At 39.0% G+C, this 15,653-nt stretch carries 14 protein-coding genes and 1 riboswitch; of the genes, 8 read left to right on the plus strand and 6 right to left on the minus strand.

The features are described from left to right. Positions 1-50: 50 nt before the first annotated feature. Positions 51-818 carry an NRDE family protein gene (locus EIZ39_RS13285; protein WP_129200466.1) on the minus strand — a complete coding sequence of 256 codons (768 nt, stop codon included), beginning with the start codon at positions 816-818 and terminating at the stop codon, positions 51-53. 173 nt (positions 819-991) lie between these two features. On the opposite strand from EIZ39_RS13285, the gene EIZ39_RS13290 reads away from it, so the two are divergent. Further along, complete coding sequence (locus tag EIZ39_RS13290) at positions 992-1,537, plus strand: DUF421 domain-containing protein (protein WP_129200467.1); 546 nt, start codon at positions 992-994, stop codon at positions 1,535-1,537. A gap of 74 nt (positions 1,538-1,611) precedes the next feature. Here the strand turns inward: EIZ39_RS13290 and EIZ39_RS27540 are convergent, their stop codons facing one another. From EIZ39_RS27540 to EIZ39_RS13300, 3 genes are all read right to left on the minus strand, one after another. Next, complete coding sequence (locus EIZ39_RS27540) at positions 1,612-1,746, minus strand: hypothetical protein (RefSeq protein WP_255433949.1); 135 nt, start codon at positions 1,744-1,746, stop codon at positions 1,612-1,614. A 29-nt stretch (positions 1,747-1,775) separates the two neighbouring features. Next, positions 1,776-2,057: a hypothetical protein gene (locus EIZ39_RS13295; protein WP_129200468.1), complete on the minus strand. Its 282-nt coding sequence runs from the start codon at positions 2,055-2,057 to the stop codon at positions 1,776-1,778. 98 nt (positions 2,058-2,155) lie between these two features. Then, complete coding sequence (locus EIZ39_RS13300; protein ID WP_129200469.1) at positions 2,156-2,977, minus strand: MBL fold metallo-hydrolase; 822 nt, start codon at positions 2,975-2,977, stop codon at positions 2,156-2,158. Positions 2,978-3,247: 270 nt separating this feature from the next. Between EIZ39_RS13300 and EIZ39_RS13305 the strand changes: the two genes are divergently transcribed. The 4 genes from EIZ39_RS13305 (at position 3,248) to EIZ39_RS13320 (ending at position 9,855) form a co-directional block, all read left to right on the plus strand. Next, positions 3,248-4,909 carry a methyl-accepting chemotaxis protein gene (locus EIZ39_RS13305; RefSeq protein WP_129200470.1) on the plus strand — a complete coding sequence of 554 codons (1,662 nt, stop codon included), beginning with the start codon at positions 3,248-3,250 and terminating at the stop codon, positions 4,907-4,909. Between the two features lie 146 nt (positions 4,910-5,055). Beyond that, positions 5,056-6,051 (plus strand): alpha/beta fold hydrolase, encoded by a 996-nt coding sequence (locus EIZ39_RS13310; RefSeq protein ID WP_129200471.1) that lies wholly within the window; start codon positions 5,056-5,058, stop codon positions 6,049-6,051. 111 nt (positions 6,052-6,162) lie between these two features. Then, positions 6,163-6,245: riboswitch (cyclic di-GMP riboswitch) on the plus strand. A gap of 158 nt (positions 6,246-6,403) precedes the next feature. Further along, positions 6,404-8,143: a sensor domain-containing protein gene (locus EIZ39_RS13315; RefSeq protein ID WP_129200472.1), complete on the plus strand. Its 1,740-nt coding sequence runs from the start codon at positions 6,404-6,406 to the stop codon at positions 8,141-8,143. Next, entirely contained in the window at positions 8,140-9,855 is a 1,716-nt protein-coding gene (locus EIZ39_RS13320; RefSeq protein WP_129200473.1) for a sensor domain-containing protein, read from the plus strand. Before EIZ39_RS13315 ends, EIZ39_RS13320 begins: the two co-directional genes overlap by 4 nt. Before the next feature lie 72 nt (positions 9,856-9,927). Here EIZ39_RS13320 and EIZ39_RS13325 read toward each other — a convergent pair whose 3' ends face one another. Beyond that, the gene (locus EIZ39_RS13325; protein WP_164985083.1) at positions 9,928-11,859 is read right to left on the minus strand and encodes a leucine-rich repeat domain-containing protein; all 1,932 of its coding nucleotides are present in this window, start codon (positions 11,857-11,859) and stop codon (positions 9,928-9,930) included. A 159-nt stretch (positions 11,860-12,018) separates the two neighbouring features. On the opposite strand from EIZ39_RS13325, the gene EIZ39_RS13330 reads away from it, so the two are divergent. From EIZ39_RS13330 to EIZ39_RS13340, 3 genes are all read left to right on the plus strand, one after another. Next, positions 12,019-12,576: a GNAT family N-acetyltransferase gene (locus tag EIZ39_RS13330; protein WP_240675801.1), complete on the plus strand. Its 558-nt coding sequence runs from the start codon at positions 12,019-12,021 to the stop codon at positions 12,574-12,576. A gap of 162 nt (positions 12,577-12,738) precedes the next feature. Continuing rightward, complete coding sequence (locus EIZ39_RS13335) at positions 12,739-13,074, plus strand: PadR family transcriptional regulator (protein WP_129200476.1); 336 nt, start codon at positions 12,739-12,741, stop codon at positions 13,072-13,074. Then, positions 13,074-13,790, plus strand: coding sequence for a permease prefix domain 1-containing protein (locus EIZ39_RS13340; RefSeq protein WP_129200477.1), 717 nt, complete (start codon positions 13,074-13,076; stop codon positions 13,788-13,790). Before EIZ39_RS13335 ends, EIZ39_RS13340 begins: the two co-directional genes overlap by 1 nt. A gap of 110 nt (positions 13,791-13,900) precedes the next feature. Here EIZ39_RS13340 and EIZ39_RS13345 read toward each other — a convergent pair whose 3' ends face one another. Beyond that, on the minus strand, positions 13,901-15,310 hold the full coding sequence (locus EIZ39_RS13345) for a purine-cytosine permease family protein (RefSeq protein ID WP_483296036.1): 1,410 nt from the start codon (positions 15,308-15,310) through the stop codon (positions 13,901-13,903). Between the last annotated feature and the right edge of the window lie 343 nt (positions 15,311-15,653).

Raw genomic sequence — 15,653 nt, forward strand, 5'->3', positions numbered from 1 at the left:
GTGAGAAGACGGATGCATGGCATCCGTTTTTTTAGTGTATCTCGATTTTCTCAAGTTTGAGTTGCAAAAGTAAAGGAAACCTCTTCCGCTTTTTCTTTGCTGGACAGGAACGTTCTTTCTGTATAGGTTACCCGATTCTCATAGTCTATGGTCATGAGCGTAGACGAACGCGTGCCATAGTTCGCACTTGCAATAAACACGGGGGATAAGATGCGTTCCCATTCTATACCTACACCCGTGTCCGGTAGACTTTCATCCTTCACCTGCTTCTCATCCGCAAGCACTTCAAACAGGCAATCCTTATTCAGGGTTGGCTTTTGGAGGCATGAATGGAGAAGTTGCTTTCCTTTTTCCACTTTGGGCCAGGTGGTGTTAAGCTCGGCATTACTCAGGCCATGAATACCAGGAGTGACTTCATCTATGGAATTACTAAGCCAGGAATAGTACCACAAATGTTCAAGATCACCAACGAGCAGATTAAAGCCTTGGTAAGAACGACTGTTATTTTTCACTTTCTTAAGATAAGCATCAGGAGAATCATGGCCGATGAGATAGTCGCTGACTAACTCCCCCCTGGAGCGTGCATCCGCTAGAAGAACTGAAGGATCACGATAATTAGTAATTGCGGCAAATCTACCTGTCTTGGTGATTCCCATCCAAGTTCCCATTTTCTCCAGGTCTCTTCCAGCTAAAAAAAAAGGATAATCTTCCCAGAAGGATGCCGGTGCAGTCGGCCGCTGATAATATTCATCGCGATTCGCGGCAACCACGAAACGATACTGCGGGTGATTTTGATAGGAAAAAAGAATAATACACATGAACTTTCCCCCTATTGGGTGATTTTAATATTTAGTCTAACATAATTTGGTGTGAATTTCAGAATGCCTGCCTACGGATGTTTAACGAAATAATAGTAATCCGTGGGGATGACCGTTTACACCATTAGGAAAGTACCAATACTGTGTAATAAGATTAAATAAATGGTGATCAAATGAGTATACACTACCTATGGGAATCTATAATCCTGCTTTTTGTGAGTATTATTTTATTAAGAATAGCTGGGAAAAAGTCAGTTGCCCAGATGACTCCTGTAGAGACCATAGTCATACTAGCAATCGGTACAACAATGGGTCATGCGATTAAAGAAAATAAATTATGGCAAGTCATAATGGTATTAGCCGTTTTCGTTTTTACTCTAATCATCATTCAACGTGTCCAATTAACATTTAATAAATTTGAGCATTACCTTGTTGGACAGGCAACTATTGTTATAGAAAATGGGGCAATTGTGGAGCATAGTCTTAAAAAGTTACGGATGACAAAAGAGCAATTGAAGATGAGAATACGTCAAAAAGGCATCTCTTACGTGTCGGATATTCGTATTGGCACGATTGAAGCTAACGGCGAATTTGGTTTTGAACTGATGCCTCACGCACGACCTGTTACTAATGAGCAATTGAATAAAATGCTAGGTAAAGAAGATAAAAATTTAACCATGAAAAGTGGAAATATATTTGATGAAATCAGAGAAAAATAGATAAGGTTCGTGAGTACACCTTCGCTTAGAAAGAAAAAAACCGCCAATAAGCGGTTTTTTCTTTAATATGAAAACTATTTATGCGGCTGTTGAGAAACCTCATTTATAAATTCCATGATGGACGAAAGCAGCTCAACGGATTGAAAACCAAATAGAGGAAGTCCTACTAAAAAAAGAATGGCCTCACCAATCACTTTACTAAGTACCATACTAAATCATCTCCCATTAATAATAGTAATTAATTTCTTGGAGGGAAACCTAGTAAGATATGCTGCTCCTCGTTTGCTACCAAAAGTCGATGGAGAAGGATAAAGAGCTTAGAAGGATAGGTGATAGGTTGAGTTAGCCAAGTTGGGTTAATCTTATTGCATATGAATTTTACCTTCACTTGAAAGAAACGTAATACATTGCTGCATAATCTTAACTCTATTATTACCGAAAGGGTGACCGTTCCTAAGATGAGAGACAAAGTGAAAGATAGATGCTCCACATCCAACTGCCAAATTAAATCCCATTCCATCTAGTCTTTAGCCTCCTTTCTTTAATGGTGGATTCATTATACGGTTTGGACAGTAAATGCGTCAATGTCAAATCATGTTTTGAATAAAAAACCACCACTTAGGTATTAAACCATGTACCATTTAATGCTGCAATATATCTTTCTGCTGACTTTTGTACAGCATTTTTTGCATTTTCTTTGACTACCCGGTGAAATGCATTATACATTCGATCAAATTTCAAATCATTTACGATGTTTGCAATCTCCTGTACTTTGGAAGCAGGCAGTGGTATGAGATTCGGATAGCTATACATAAAACTAACCCATCGACGATCTGCAACAACTTGAATGACATCACCCGATAACAAGATGCCCTTTTTCCCATTTCCATCTTTCCATTCTAGTACAGATCCACCTTTAAAATGTCCTCCTAGACGATGGATTACGATACCATTATGTAATTCCAAGAACTCACCTGACCAAAAGCGAATTTTTTCACTTGGTCTCATGACCCATTCCTGATCATCAATATGAATATAGATCGGTACATTAAACGCTTCTGCCCATTCCACTTGTGTAGAGTAATAGTGAGGATGAGACAGAGCAATGGCTTGAATGCCTCCTAATTCGTTTATCTGTTTAATCGTCGTTTCGTCAAGATAGGAGATACAATCCCATAATAAATGGAAGCCATTACTTTGAACCATATAAGCTGTTTGACCAATTGCAAATTCTGGAGTTGTTTTCAGACTGTACAAACCTTCTTCTTCTAAATGAAAAATGTTTTTATACCCAGCTTGCACCATCTCTCCTAATGTTGTCCAAGATTGCCCGTTCGGATTTACATACTGTCTTTCTTCGTTGCAAATCATGCATTGTTCTGGTTCTTCTATTGAGCCTTCATATTGAACCCCACATGTTTCACATATATAATGATTCAAATTTTACCCACCCTTACTAGATATTGTAATTACAATAGAATAATAACAAAAAGTGGAATGGTTTAGAACTAGATTTTATGTTTTGATCGGCTTTTTTCATCTAGGTTTAAAGAAATTTAAGCAGGAAAATACTAGTCATTTTAGATCTTTTTTCCTAAAAAACCATATGATATTATGTAGAATGACATAAAGGGGGGATAGTTTCAGAATAGTACATGTGAGAAAAATACAATTACCATAAAGTAGATAAAAATGAAATGAGGAAATGGAATGAAGAAGGTATTCGGACAAAGTCTATCTGCCAAAATTATTGGCTTATTAGCCATCATACTTTTTCTATCTTTTATATCAACGTCTTTTGTTATAAAGGAATTGCTTAAAGATGAAGTGATCGAGCAATGGAAAGATCATAATCTAAAGCTAGTTAATTTGTATAGTCAGATGTTTGATATAAACGATCCACAAAAATTGATTGACCAAATTGCAGAAGAGAACAACTTAGCCTATGCATTATTCATTGATTCAAACTTAACGGCTGTAGCCCATTCGAATCCAGACAGGATTGGAATTACTTTAGATGATGAAGGAAGTAAAGCAGCGGCACAGGGAGGTCAAAAATATGCAGATTTTTTCCACTATAGTGTGACTGACTCTCTTGTGCTCGACATCCTGATTCCTTTATATAAAGAAGATAAACTCATTGGTGCCTTAAACATTGGTCTGCCTGTAGATACAGAAACCGTGGACAGTATACTAAAGGAAAGCTTAAGTAAAATTACCATGTCTTTCATTGTTGTTATGATCCTGTCTATTGTGTTTTTAGTGTTCTTTATCCGGTCTTTGCTCATCAGCCCGATTAAAAGTTTAACGAGCAAGATTAATAAATTGGCCGATTATGATTTATCCGCAGATGTGTCGAACAATCAAGTAGCCTTTACGAAGAGAAAAGACGAGTTGGGTGAGGCATGGAATTCACTCGAAAAAATGAGATGTAACTTCATTGATTTAATTGAAGACATTGCAAGGAGTTCAGAGGAAGTACAGAAATCTTCCCTACTCTTAGCAAGCAGCAGTCACCAAACGGCTGCCGGAGCGGGAGAGATCGAAAAAATTATGCAAGATATAGCGGTTGGAGCTAAAAAGCAAGCAGAGGATACTGAAGTCGGTACATTGCAACTTAGTGAATTAGGGGAATATATCGAGAAAGATCAACAATGTGTAAGAGAACTAAATCTGGCGACCGATCATGTCTATCAATTAAAAGAAGAAGGCTCTGTGTCTCTTAAGGAATTAATGCAAAGCTCCAGTCAGTCCATAAGTGCAACCCATGAAGTAAATCAGATTATCTTAACTACGAATGAAAGTGCCGAGAAAATTGAATTAGCCAGCAAGATGATAGGAAATATTGCTAACCAAACGAACCTACTAGCACTCAATGCCGCTATTGAGGCAGCTAGAGCTGGTGAAGCTGGAAAAGGGTTTGCCGTTGTTGCCGATGAGATACGGAAGTTAGCTGAACAATCCAATGGGTTTACCAACGAGATCGCAAATATTATTTCTGAATTAACATCAAAGACTGAACATGCTGTAAACACCATGCAAGAAGTGAATCAAATCATTTCTTTACAAACCCATAGTGTGGAGACAGTAAGTAATAAGTTTATCGGTATTGCAGAAGCGATTGATAAGATGCAGGGTGTTATTCAAAATTTGAATGCTTCTTCTAGTCAAATGAAGGATAAGAAGGAAGATATTATTGAAATCTTCCAAGACTTGTCTGCCATTTCAGAGGAAAATGCAGCATGTACGGAGGTTGCTTCTACTACCATAGAGGGACAAGTGAGTGCCATAGAAAGTGTAGCCGACTCTAGTGATCAATTAGCTAGGTTGTCCGAAGAAATTAAAGGATTTATTATTAAATTTAAGCATTAGAGGGAGCATTTCTCTCCCGAGGCCAGTCTATTACTTGATATTCGTGTATAGACTGGCTTTTTCAATCTTTACTGGAATAAAACGATATATATGGATAGGATTTGATTATTGTAGTTTTTCCAATAAGAGGATTAGAGGAGGATTCGATGAGATCATTAATCGGAGGATTCACAACCGAGATTAAGACTGAAAAAGGGATAGCTGAGATGAAGAAGTTAAATATTAACGGTACGGAACAGTGGGTGGTGATGAGAGGTCAAGATCGAACTAGTCCTATACTGTTTCATCTACATGGGGGTCCAGGGGGATCTCAAACAGGTAATTTCAGAAAGTATCTTAGCGATTTAGAGAAGGACTTTGTCGTTATCAATTGGGATCAACGAGGGGCAGGGAAGTCCTATCATCCCAATATTCCTCAAGAGACGATGAATATGAACCAACTTGTAGAAGACGCAAAGGAAGTCATCTCTTATGCGTTACATCGTTTCCAACAGAAACAAGTGTTCTTAACAGGACAGTCCTTTGGTAGTGTATTGGGGATGTTGCTTTTACATAGATATCCTGAGTTTGTTCAGGCTTATATTGGAATTAATCAAGTAGTCTACCGTGCAGAAGAGGAATTAGCATGCTATGAAACAACATTACAAATAGCAAAAGAACGGGGAGACAAAAAAGCGATAGAAGATTTAACAACAATGGGAAGGCCCATTAACGGTTCTTACCAAAATACGAAAGATTTAGTTAGGCAAAGAGGACTAATTACGAAGTATAAAGGGGTTAGTTATAAAAAAAGTACACACCTCATTCAGTTTGCGAGCATCTTTTGTTCTGAGTTAACTTTTAAAGAAAAAATAAATTTTATGAAAGGATTCACCTTCTCCATTGATACTTTGTGGGAAGAGTGGTCAAGTATGAATCTAAGGGAAAAAATTATAGAAGTACATGTCCCGATTTACTTTATAGCGGGTAAGCATGATAGGCTGGTTCCTCTGGAAAGCACTTCACAATATTTTGAAATACTAAAAGCCCCTAAAAAGGAACTCGTCATATTCGAAGAATCGGGTCATCTGGCTTGTTTTGAAGAGCCAGGCAAGTTTTGTGAATTGCTAAAAACAATCAAAGAAACATCTGTAGCCTTCTAAGGCAAAGTTTTTGATAAATTATTGAAATTATTGACTAAAATTGTCATAATAAGAATATCATAATTTAGTTCTAAAAGACTATATAAAGGACTAAAGTAACGAATTTAACCAGAGCGATAATGGCAAACCCATCGAAAGATGGGGACGCAAAGCCTCAGACCTAAGGGACCCCCTATGGTGGCTGGGTTACCGAAATTGGCGATTCATATATGGGATATAAAACCATGATATGGGGAAACCACTTTCATTTTTGAAGTGGTTTTTTAGTTATCCAAGTAACGGTAGGTATGGAGTAATAGTTTCCTATCGCGTTAGGGTATCTATAATTTTTGAAAATGGAGAATAACAACAAATGGATCCTAGAGATAGAGTGATAGACAAACGGAAAACCACGAAAGTTCTATATGATCACTTTTTAAATATCATGTACGATACTCGTGAAATCTATTTTTTTGATACTAGTACACTAAAATTTGTTGAAGTGAATACGGTTGCATCAAAGAATTTGGGTTATACCCTAGATGAACTTCTTGATATGAGCCCTGTGGAAGTCATGACGAGACTGACAGAAAAAGAGTTTCAAAGAATTATTGATCCGTTGACTTCTGGCAAGCAAACCGTTGTTTCACTAGAAACATCCCTGCTTCGGAAGGATTCTACGGTTTATCCTGTGGAAATTCAGTTGTATTTAATTGAAAAGGAAAATCAAAGCTTAGTACTCGCGATCGTGAATGATATTATTGAGCGAAAACAAGCAGAGGAGATGATTCATTATTTATCTTACCAGGATCATATCACTTGTTTACCTAATCGAATGCTGTTTAATGACCGTTTAAGTGTAAGCCTCTCCAATGCTAAACGAAACCAGTCCATTGTGACGGTTCTCTTTCTTGATCTAGACCGCTTTAAACATCTCAATGATCCTCTCGGTCATGATAAAGGGGATGCAATCTTGCGGCAAGTGGCTCATAAGCTCAAGTTCTGCTTACGCGAGAATGATACCATCTCGCGGTTTGGGGGAGATGAGTTTGCCATTATACTCTCGGACGTCGGCCGAGTAGAAGATGCCGGTAGAGTAGCTGGAAGAGTTCTGGATAAATTATCGGAGACTTTGAACTTTGAGGAATTTGAATTTCGTTTGACGGCTAGCATAGGGATCAGTTTGTATCCGTTTGACGGAAATACGAGAGAAGAATTACTGAAAAATGCCCACTCTGCGATGTATAAAGCGAAAGAGCGGGGAGGAAATTGCTACCAGTTCTATGCATCTGAAATGAATGCAAGGATGTTTGAACGACTCGTATTAGAGAACGGATTACATAAAGCATTGGATCGCAATGAATTCGTTCTTTATTACCAGCCTCAATATGACAGCAAGACTTTGGAGATTACGGGTGTAGAAGCGCTAGTGCGATGGAACCACCCGGACTTAGGACTAGTTCCTCCTGCGGATTTTATCCCTTTATCTGAAGAAATCGGACATATTATACCATTGGGGATTTGGGTGCTCTATACCGCTTGCGTGCAGAACAAGGCATGGCAAGATGCAGGATATCCTCCAATATCCGTATCGGTCATTCTATCTACTAAGCAATTCAAACAGAGCAATTTAGTTCAACTTGTATCTGATGTTCTTAACGAAACGGGTTTAGAGCCCCAATACCTAAAACTAGAGTTAACAGAAACGGATATGATGGAAAATACGGATGAAATCCTGGCGACCCTTCAACAATTGAAGAACATGGGGATTAAAATTATGATTGATGATTTTGGAAAAGGGTATTCATCCCTTGGCTATTTGAAGAAGTTTCCTGTTGATATCTTGAAAATTGATCAGTCTTTTATTCGGGAAATCGAATCTAGTCCTAGTGAAAGAGAAATCGTCATCGCAATTCTTCAACTTGCTCAAATACTAGATTTGCAAGTGATTGCGGAGGGGATTGAAACCGAGGAACAGTTTGCCTTTCTTCGTAAACATGACTGTGATGTGATGCAAGGATACTATTTTTCCAAGCCTTTACCTTTGAGGGAGATTGAAGAAGTTCTAAAGGTAAAAAGGAAGATTGAGGCTCCAAAAGGGATTGTAGGATGATAAAAGATAATGGTAGTTATATATTGGAAGTCGGCGAGAAGGAACTGTGGGAAACGACCGAAACTCTCCAAGCTCTTATTAAATCGTCTCCTTTAGCAATTGTGTCTTTTGATCATGATGGTCATGTGAACATGTGGAATCCGGCTGCCGAGAAGTTGCTGGGTTGGCGGGAAGAAGAAGTGCTAAATAAACCGAACCCGCTGTTTTCTGAAGATACGAATGCGGATGAATTTAGCAATCTATTGGGGCTTTTGCTGCAAGGAAATGCTTTGACCGATGTAGAAATCAGGAGAGCGAGGAAAGATGGATCGACTATTGATTTAAGCCTGTCCATTACGCTCTTATATGATAAACAAGGGGATATACGTGGTGGAGTTGCTCTTTTTGCCGATATTACCAAGCGTAAGCAAGCGGAACTAATGATTAAGAAGATGGCCTACTTTGATTCCTTAACCGATTTGCCGAATCGGACTCTGTTCTATGATCGGTTGACGCAAGCCATAAACCAAGCCAAAAGAACGAAAAAACCGATCGCCGTTCTGTTCCTTGACCTAGATCGCTTCAAGATCATCAATGATTCCCTTGGACACACCGCTGGAGATCAATTGCTACAGGAGGTCTCTAAACGATTGCTCACCTGTATTCGAGAAGGGGATACCGTATCTCGTCAAGGAGGAGATGAATTTACCATTCTTCTCGCGAATACAAGTTCGACTGGTGCAGCGACTGTAGCTGGAAGAATCATTGACATGATCTCTCAGCCCATGGTTCTTAATGGTCATGAGATTCTTGTGACCCCAAGCATTGGAATTGGCATGTTCCCTGAAGATGGCGATAATGTAGAAAATCTCTTGAAGAATGCGGACACAGCAATGTATCATGCTAAAGATCTCGGTAAAAACAACTACCAATTTTATTCATCGAAACTCGATCAACAGGTTTTAGAACGACTTACATTAGAAAATGAGCTTAGAAAAGCATTGGAGAAAAAAGAATTTGTGCTTCACTATCAACCGTTGATTCATATCAATTCCCAAAAAATCATCGGTGTGGAGGCCTTGATCCGTTGGCAGCATCCACAGCTGGGCGTAATTTCTCCCACCAAATTCATTCCGCTAGCTGAGGAAACCGGGTTGATTGTTTCAATTGGAAAATGGATCATACAGACCGCTTGTGCTCAGACCAAGGCTTGGCAAGACAAGGGCTACCCTCCTCTGAAAGTATCCGTGAATCTATCCGGAAGACAATTCAAAGAACCAGACTTAGTCGATACGATTTGCGGTATTTTGAAAGTTACGGGATTAGAGCCACAATATTTAGAGCTAGAAATAACAGAAAATATTAGTATGAACAATGTGCATTTAACCATCCAAACGCTTCAAGAGTTAAAAGCACTCGGACTAAAAATTTCAATAGATGACTTCGGGACAGGCTATTCCTCCTTGAATTATCTTAAGAAATTTCCCATTGATACGCTGAAAATCGATCAATCCTTTGTCAGAGACATCCACACTGACCGCGATGACGCCGCCATCGTAAAAGCCATTATGGCGATGGCCTTTAGTCTGGATTTGAATGTAATTGCCGAAGGGGTTGAAACGCAAGAACAGCTATTATTCCTTGTGAAGCAGAGATGCCCAGAAGCGCAAGGCTATTATTTTAATAAGCCTTTAACGGTAGAAGAGATGGAAGATGTATTGATGGGTTTATGAGATGTTTGCAACTCAAGAAGGGTCTCTTCCCATTGTTTTGGAAGAAACCCTTCTTATCATTTTTTATATATTTTATTTCGTGTCTATGCTAATGGTCTTACTTTCACCATTCCAGTTTACAGTTGCACGTAAGCTCTCACTTACAAATCTTAATGGGACCATAGTTCGGCCATTTATCATTTTCGCTTCTTGATCCAATATGACGTCTTTGCCATTGTGGCTAGCTTGTCGACTACCAATGGTTATGGAAATGACATCTGAGTCTTTAGTTGCTTTCGCCGTATTTGTCGTTGGATCCCATTCTACTACTGCACCCAAAGCTTCGAATAAGCCTCGAAGAGGTACCAAGGTTCGGTTGTTCATCATGACCGGTGTTTGATCGTAATGTTGAGGATAGCCGTTTAGAAGAATATCAATAGGCATCTCTCCTTGAACACTTTGTTTCTGTGTCCCATCATATTTTATCTTCTCATCACCCAGGTCAATGTAAATCCATTCTCCTTTCATGACACCGACTGTAATCGAGTGCAGATCCTTGAAACGCTCGCTTGTCGCATCCTCATGATAACGAGTTTTAAAATACTCTCGGTCTTGTTGAATTTGTTTGTCCGTTACATTGAAGTAAGAAAAGCTGGTCTCGAAGTTAATATTTCGATCACTATAAGTTGCGTCTAAGTGGTAATATTGGCCATCAATTTTCACTAAATTCCAGCCATGAGCAATTCCGTTTGCCGCTATCCCCGCAGCTATTTCGTTTTCGATGCCCTGTAGATCTAAAAGGATTTGAACGGACGTAGCATACCCATCACAATTGGCAACACCGTTCATTAAAGCATCATACGCCGTTCTATGGTGTAGGGAATAGGAAGTGTTTTTTACTATGTATTGAAAGATAGCAAATTCTTTTTCCAATTCTGACATGTCATCACGAATAATTCCACGCTGAATCTCTTCTAATTTATTTCTAAATTGCTCAAACATATGGATATTAAAAGGTCGACCGTAATGTTCATCCCAAATGATTAACTCCTTTAGTTGAGGAAGTTCGTTTAATAGATTCATATTTTTAATGAGATTATTTCCTAGGTTTAAGTATTCCAATTTTTGCAAGTGAACTAAAGGAGAAATGTCTGTGATTGTACCTGTACGATCTAATTCGAGTTTGCGCAGATTGACTAACTTACTTAAAGGAGATAAATCTGTAATCGGTAGACCGGATAAGTTTATCTTTTCTATTTGCGTCTGCGTTTCTAAAGGGCTAATATCTCGAATCGGGTTAAAACTTAAATCATGTAATTTAATTTCTTCAAACTCATGCAGGTGCTTCATATGACGTATGGGTTCAATGCTGGTAATTTGATTATGATGTAGTGAAAAAGAACGGATTGGTAAATCCTGAATGGGTGTCAAATCTTGTATTTGATTAAACCCTGCCAAAAATAGGCGCAGATTAGTAAGTTTTTTTAAGGGAGTTAAGTCCCTTATTTGATTATCTGAAACATTTAATTCTGTTAGTTCTGGAAGACCTGATACAAAGTCTAAACTAGTTATTTTGTTGTTCTGTATAATAAGACTTGTAAGGGTTGGGCTATTGAGCTCGGGAATCGTGACAATCCCATTTCCAGTTAGATCAACGCGCTTTAAAGACATGGTATTGATAAAAGATAAATCTCGCACCTTATTGTCAGCCAGAAATAATGCCTGCAAGCGGTCAAGTTCGAGTAATGGTGAGACATCTGAAATTTCGTTGCCATTTAAATTAAGGCTCAACAATTGCCTTAGTGATTGTATTCCATCTAAACTTTTAATTTTCTTATTACTAGCGTCAAGAGATTGCAACCCTGCGACATCATTAGGGGTGATGATTCCACTTGGTTTCTGAATGGCTTCCCGAACTGCTTGCTCGAGATTGGAATCTGCAAATTGAATGCCTTCACCACCTTCTGCAAAGGATAGAGTAGGAACTAGAAGAAAACAAAGAATGAGAAATAAAATTTTTTTCACAATATCCTCCTGTTTAACTAATTTTCTGTTCATATATTTTTATTCTAACATAAATTCTCATTCTTATTTGACCATCCATGGTAGAACCTAGTCTTTTAATTAACAGTTCCTTTGGTTCATTATGATATAATAGGGACTATTAATTGTATGGAGGGTCACATGACAGAGATTCAAATCGAGGGTAGTGATATATATTTGAGATATGCGAGGGAATCGGATCTGGATGAATACTTTACTTTTATACAAGATCCTGAGATGAATATTTTAACGGGTTCGCAAAGAGTATTCACCCGCGATGAAATTGCCGCTTGGATAAGTAAGATTAGTATCGTGCATTGTGGTCGAACTGATTTTATGATTATATTGAAAGAAACGAACGAACTATTGGGCGAGGTCGTGCTAAACGAAATCGATTCAATCAACCGGAGCGCAAATATTCGCATTGGAATTCAAGGTGCTGAGCATCGCGGTAAAGGCTACGGTACGGTAGCGATGATTGAAATGCTCCGTTACGGTTTTAACACATTGAAGTTGCATCGTATCCATTTAGGCGTGTATACTTTCAATCCACGAGCAATCCATGTTTACGAGAAAATAGGTTTTACAAAAGAAGGGTTACAGCGAGATGCCTTGTACTTAGATGGGAAATATCATGATATGATTACGATGGCTATTCTCGAGGACGAGTTCCGATCACTGCATGAGCCGATACGCTAAACGGAGAGGCAATCCTTATAGGTTGGTAAAACCGCCTGGTAGGGTTAGCCTCTTTTTTTGAACAAAAACAATACCTTGCATTATAGGGTACTTTGTTTTAAACTGATGTTAGCTCAACAATACCTTGTATTATAAGGTACTTGATAAGGTGGTGATCAGATATTGGATATCAATAAAGAAGTTTTAAAGGGTCATATCGATACGTTAATCCTTTCTCTATTACGTCGCAGGGACATGTATGGGTATGAATTAGCTAAGTATGTACGAGAAAAAAGCGAAGATCAATTCGAGCTAAAAGAAGGAACGCTTTATCTATCCCTTAAGCGATTAGAGAAAAACAACTGGATTGAATCTTATTGGGGTGACGATCAAGGACCAGGAGGAAGAAGGAAATATTACAAATTAACTTCAATTGGTGAGGAAAGCTTCGAACAAAAGCGAAGAGAATGGGAGTTTATAAAAAAAATCATGGATTCGTTTTTAGGAGGAAAAATCTAATGAAGCAAATCGATAAATTCGTAAATTCGATTTATGCCCCCATTAGCGGGGAGGAAGCGAAAGAGTTAAAAGAAGAAATGAGAAGCCACTTGTTAGAAGCTGTGGCTGAGCTGAAGGCAGAAGGTAGAACCGAAGAAGAGGCGATTTCAATTGCCATAGAGCGTTTTGGAGATGAAAAACAAATGACAAGAGGGGTTTTAGCCATGTTCCAATCCCAAAAGAAATTTATTAAAGGGTTATGGTTATCCGCGATTGCTTTTTTAGTCTTAGGTCTAGTGGTTTTCATTAGTCTTCATATGAAGGATAGCAAATACTCGGAAACCTTAGCTCTCATGACGAACCTTGTAGAATCTTATGATAGTAAAGGGAAATTTACAAAGGAAGACGCGTTAGCCATGCAGGAAATGATGGAGCGTAACGCTCGGTGGTTCGATAACATTAGTTATTTTGCGGTTATTAAAAATAGTGAACAAAACGGCAGCAAACTAAGCGAAAAAGTATTTGTTCATGGGCAAGAAGGCATCGGGGAAAGTGGTTTGATTCGACAAGGTATAGTGGGAAAAGATACATGGTACGTGGAATGGGAATACAAGGTATACGATTACTTAAAATATCAGGCTTTTTATTATGTGTTTTTTGCTATTTCCGCCGTATTGTTTGCCTTGTCGATCATCGTTCAGACCTATTATCGCATTCGGTTAAGGGCATTTCCTTAAATACGATATCCTTGTTTTTTTGCAAGTTAGGTATATTTATTTGCAAGTAGGGTGGTTTATAGAAAGATAGGGCTTCCTGGTTTATCCTGACCAGGAAGCCCTTAGCCGTATTAGGCTACTCGTTCATCAGGAGGGATAGTGTCATCTATTTTCTTTACATAATACTTGCCTTTTGTTGCAACGGCTAGGACGATTGTGAGAATAAAGGCGATCACCGCCGCAAACAGAGCTGCAATATTCTGAAGGGTTGCACCCATGTAACCGAACACGGCGAGCGACCCAATAACACTCGATAGGAGCAGGGAGATGACGCCGACAGGGTTCCATGCGTACAGATTTTCTACCCTATGTTCGAAATACAAAGGACCGATCTTCATCGTCCGTTTAACGACAAGGGCATCTGCAACAAGGATGGCAGCCCAAGCGAATAAGAAGACGCCTTGGAAGCTTAATAGTGGACCTAGATGATCCAATGCTCCGGCTAACATGGCAGCGATGGCCGCGATAGCTGTAAACGCCACCCAGAAGGTTCTTCCAGGCTTGAACTTAAATACATTCTCGAAAAAATTAGATAAGGAAAGAGAACCACTGTAAAGATTTGTAATGTTAATGCGCAGTTGGGTCAAAATCGTAAATAAGGCTCCGCCAATACCAATGATGTGAACAAAGTACACGCCTGGATTTTCCTCTCCCATTCTCACGCCAAACCAGATTCCAATCAACCCCATGATAAAGAAACAAACCAATTGGGGGATAAATCCTACCATGAACACACCAATTTTAAATTCATCTTTGCGAATGAACCGCGCATAATCAGAAATCAGCAGCGCCATGATTCCAATAAGCCCATTCATGATTCCAAAGCAGGTTAATAAAGCGGTTCCACCCACTTGCATCCCTTCCGGAAGGAAACTCCAGATGGAGCCTTGGTGAACAGATTCCATATTGGCAGCAGCGACAATCCCTGCTCCTAACAGGATGATAAATATAGGAAGAGACCATTTCTGTAATTTATCCAATTGCTTCATGCCGAACCAGTTGAAAGGAATAACGACTAATCCAAAAAACACCATTAAAGCCCACATCGGGACGACCTGCAAGTATTCGTGAACGGCACTAGCCATAATCGCGCCTTCTATTGCGCAATACATAATAAAATTGATGGCGTAGATAAAGGAAGTGATCGAAGCACCAATATAGCCGAAGCCTCCACCGCGAGCCATCAGGTTCGTGTTGAGTCCAGTTTTAGCTGAGTAAAAGGCGATGACCAACCCTAGCAGTCCAGCCATGACGGTAGCATAAATTTCAGCTAATAAAGCATTCACGGCACCAAAAGAGATCGCCATAAGACTTCCCATTTGCATAAACACCATGGCTGTAGCTACACCTAGTGCTACGTTTGTAATGCTCCACCAGCCCATCGTACGGTAATGGGAGGGGACCTTTTCTAATGCATAATCTTCTTTTACTTCATTTCGAGAATCATGAGGTGATTCTTTGGGAACCATAATTTCTGCCAATTGGATCAACTCCTTTTCATTTTTTAGTAAACCTAACCCTCGGTTTTTCTAAAAAAGAACTTCCCTCCTTTGTTTAAAAATAGCCAATCACAAATATCTAATGCAAGTATAGTGCCAATTCTAAAAAGTCAGACTTCAACACTAGGAACAAGGGTTTATCTTTCAGTTGGTGGGAGAATAAATCAGTATTCTGCAGATCATCCTTCAATTCTGCAATAATGGTTTTCATTTTTGAAAGATTTCAAGATGCACTAAGGCAATGATAAGGAGATGATGGAGTAGATCATCTACGCAAAGAGGATCATTAGAATGATTTCAATAATGAAACTAATATAATCTGAAA

This window comes from Ammoniphilus sp. CFH 90114 (assembly GCF_004123195.1).
Classification (GTDB): domain Bacteria; phylum Bacillota; class Bacilli; order Aneurinibacillales; family RAOX-1; genus YIM-78166.

Coding starts and splice junctions, on each gene's coding strand:
- EIZ39_RS13320 (WP_129200473.1), top strand. CDS start 8,140: ATGATAAAAGATAATGGTAGTTATATATTGGAAGTCGGCGAGAAGGAA.
- EIZ39_RS13330 (WP_240675801.1), top strand. CDS start 12,019: ATGACAGAGATTCAAATCGAGGGTAGTGATATATATTTGAGATATGCG.
- EIZ39_RS13310 (WP_129200471.1), top strand. CDS start 5,056: ATGAGATCATTAATCGGAGGATTCACAACCGAGATTAAGACTGAAAAA.
- EIZ39_RS13340 (WP_129200477.1), top strand. CDS start 13,074: ATGAAGCAAATCGATAAATTCGTAAATTCGATTTATGCCCCCATTAGC.
- EIZ39_RS13290 (WP_129200467.1), top strand. CDS start 992: ATGAGTATACACTACCTATGGGAATCTATAATCCTGCTTTTTGTGAGT.
- EIZ39_RS13305 (WP_129200470.1), top strand. CDS start 3,248: ATGAAGAAGGTATTCGGACAAAGTCTATCTGCCAAAATTATTGGCTTA.
- EIZ39_RS13285 (WP_129200466.1), bottom strand. CDS start 818: ATGTGTATTATTCTTTTTTCCTATCAAAATCACCCGCAGTATCGTTTC.
- EIZ39_RS13315 (WP_129200472.1), top strand. CDS start 6,404: ATGGATCCTAGAGATAGAGTGATAGACAAACGGAAAACCACGAAAGTT.
- EIZ39_RS13295 (WP_129200468.1), bottom strand. CDS start 2,057: ATGGAATGGGATTTAATTTGGCAGTTGGATGTGGAGCATCTATCTTTC.
- EIZ39_RS27540 (WP_255433949.1), bottom strand. CDS start 1,746: ATGGTACTTAGTAAAGTGATTGGTGAGGCCATTCTTTTTTTAGTAGGA.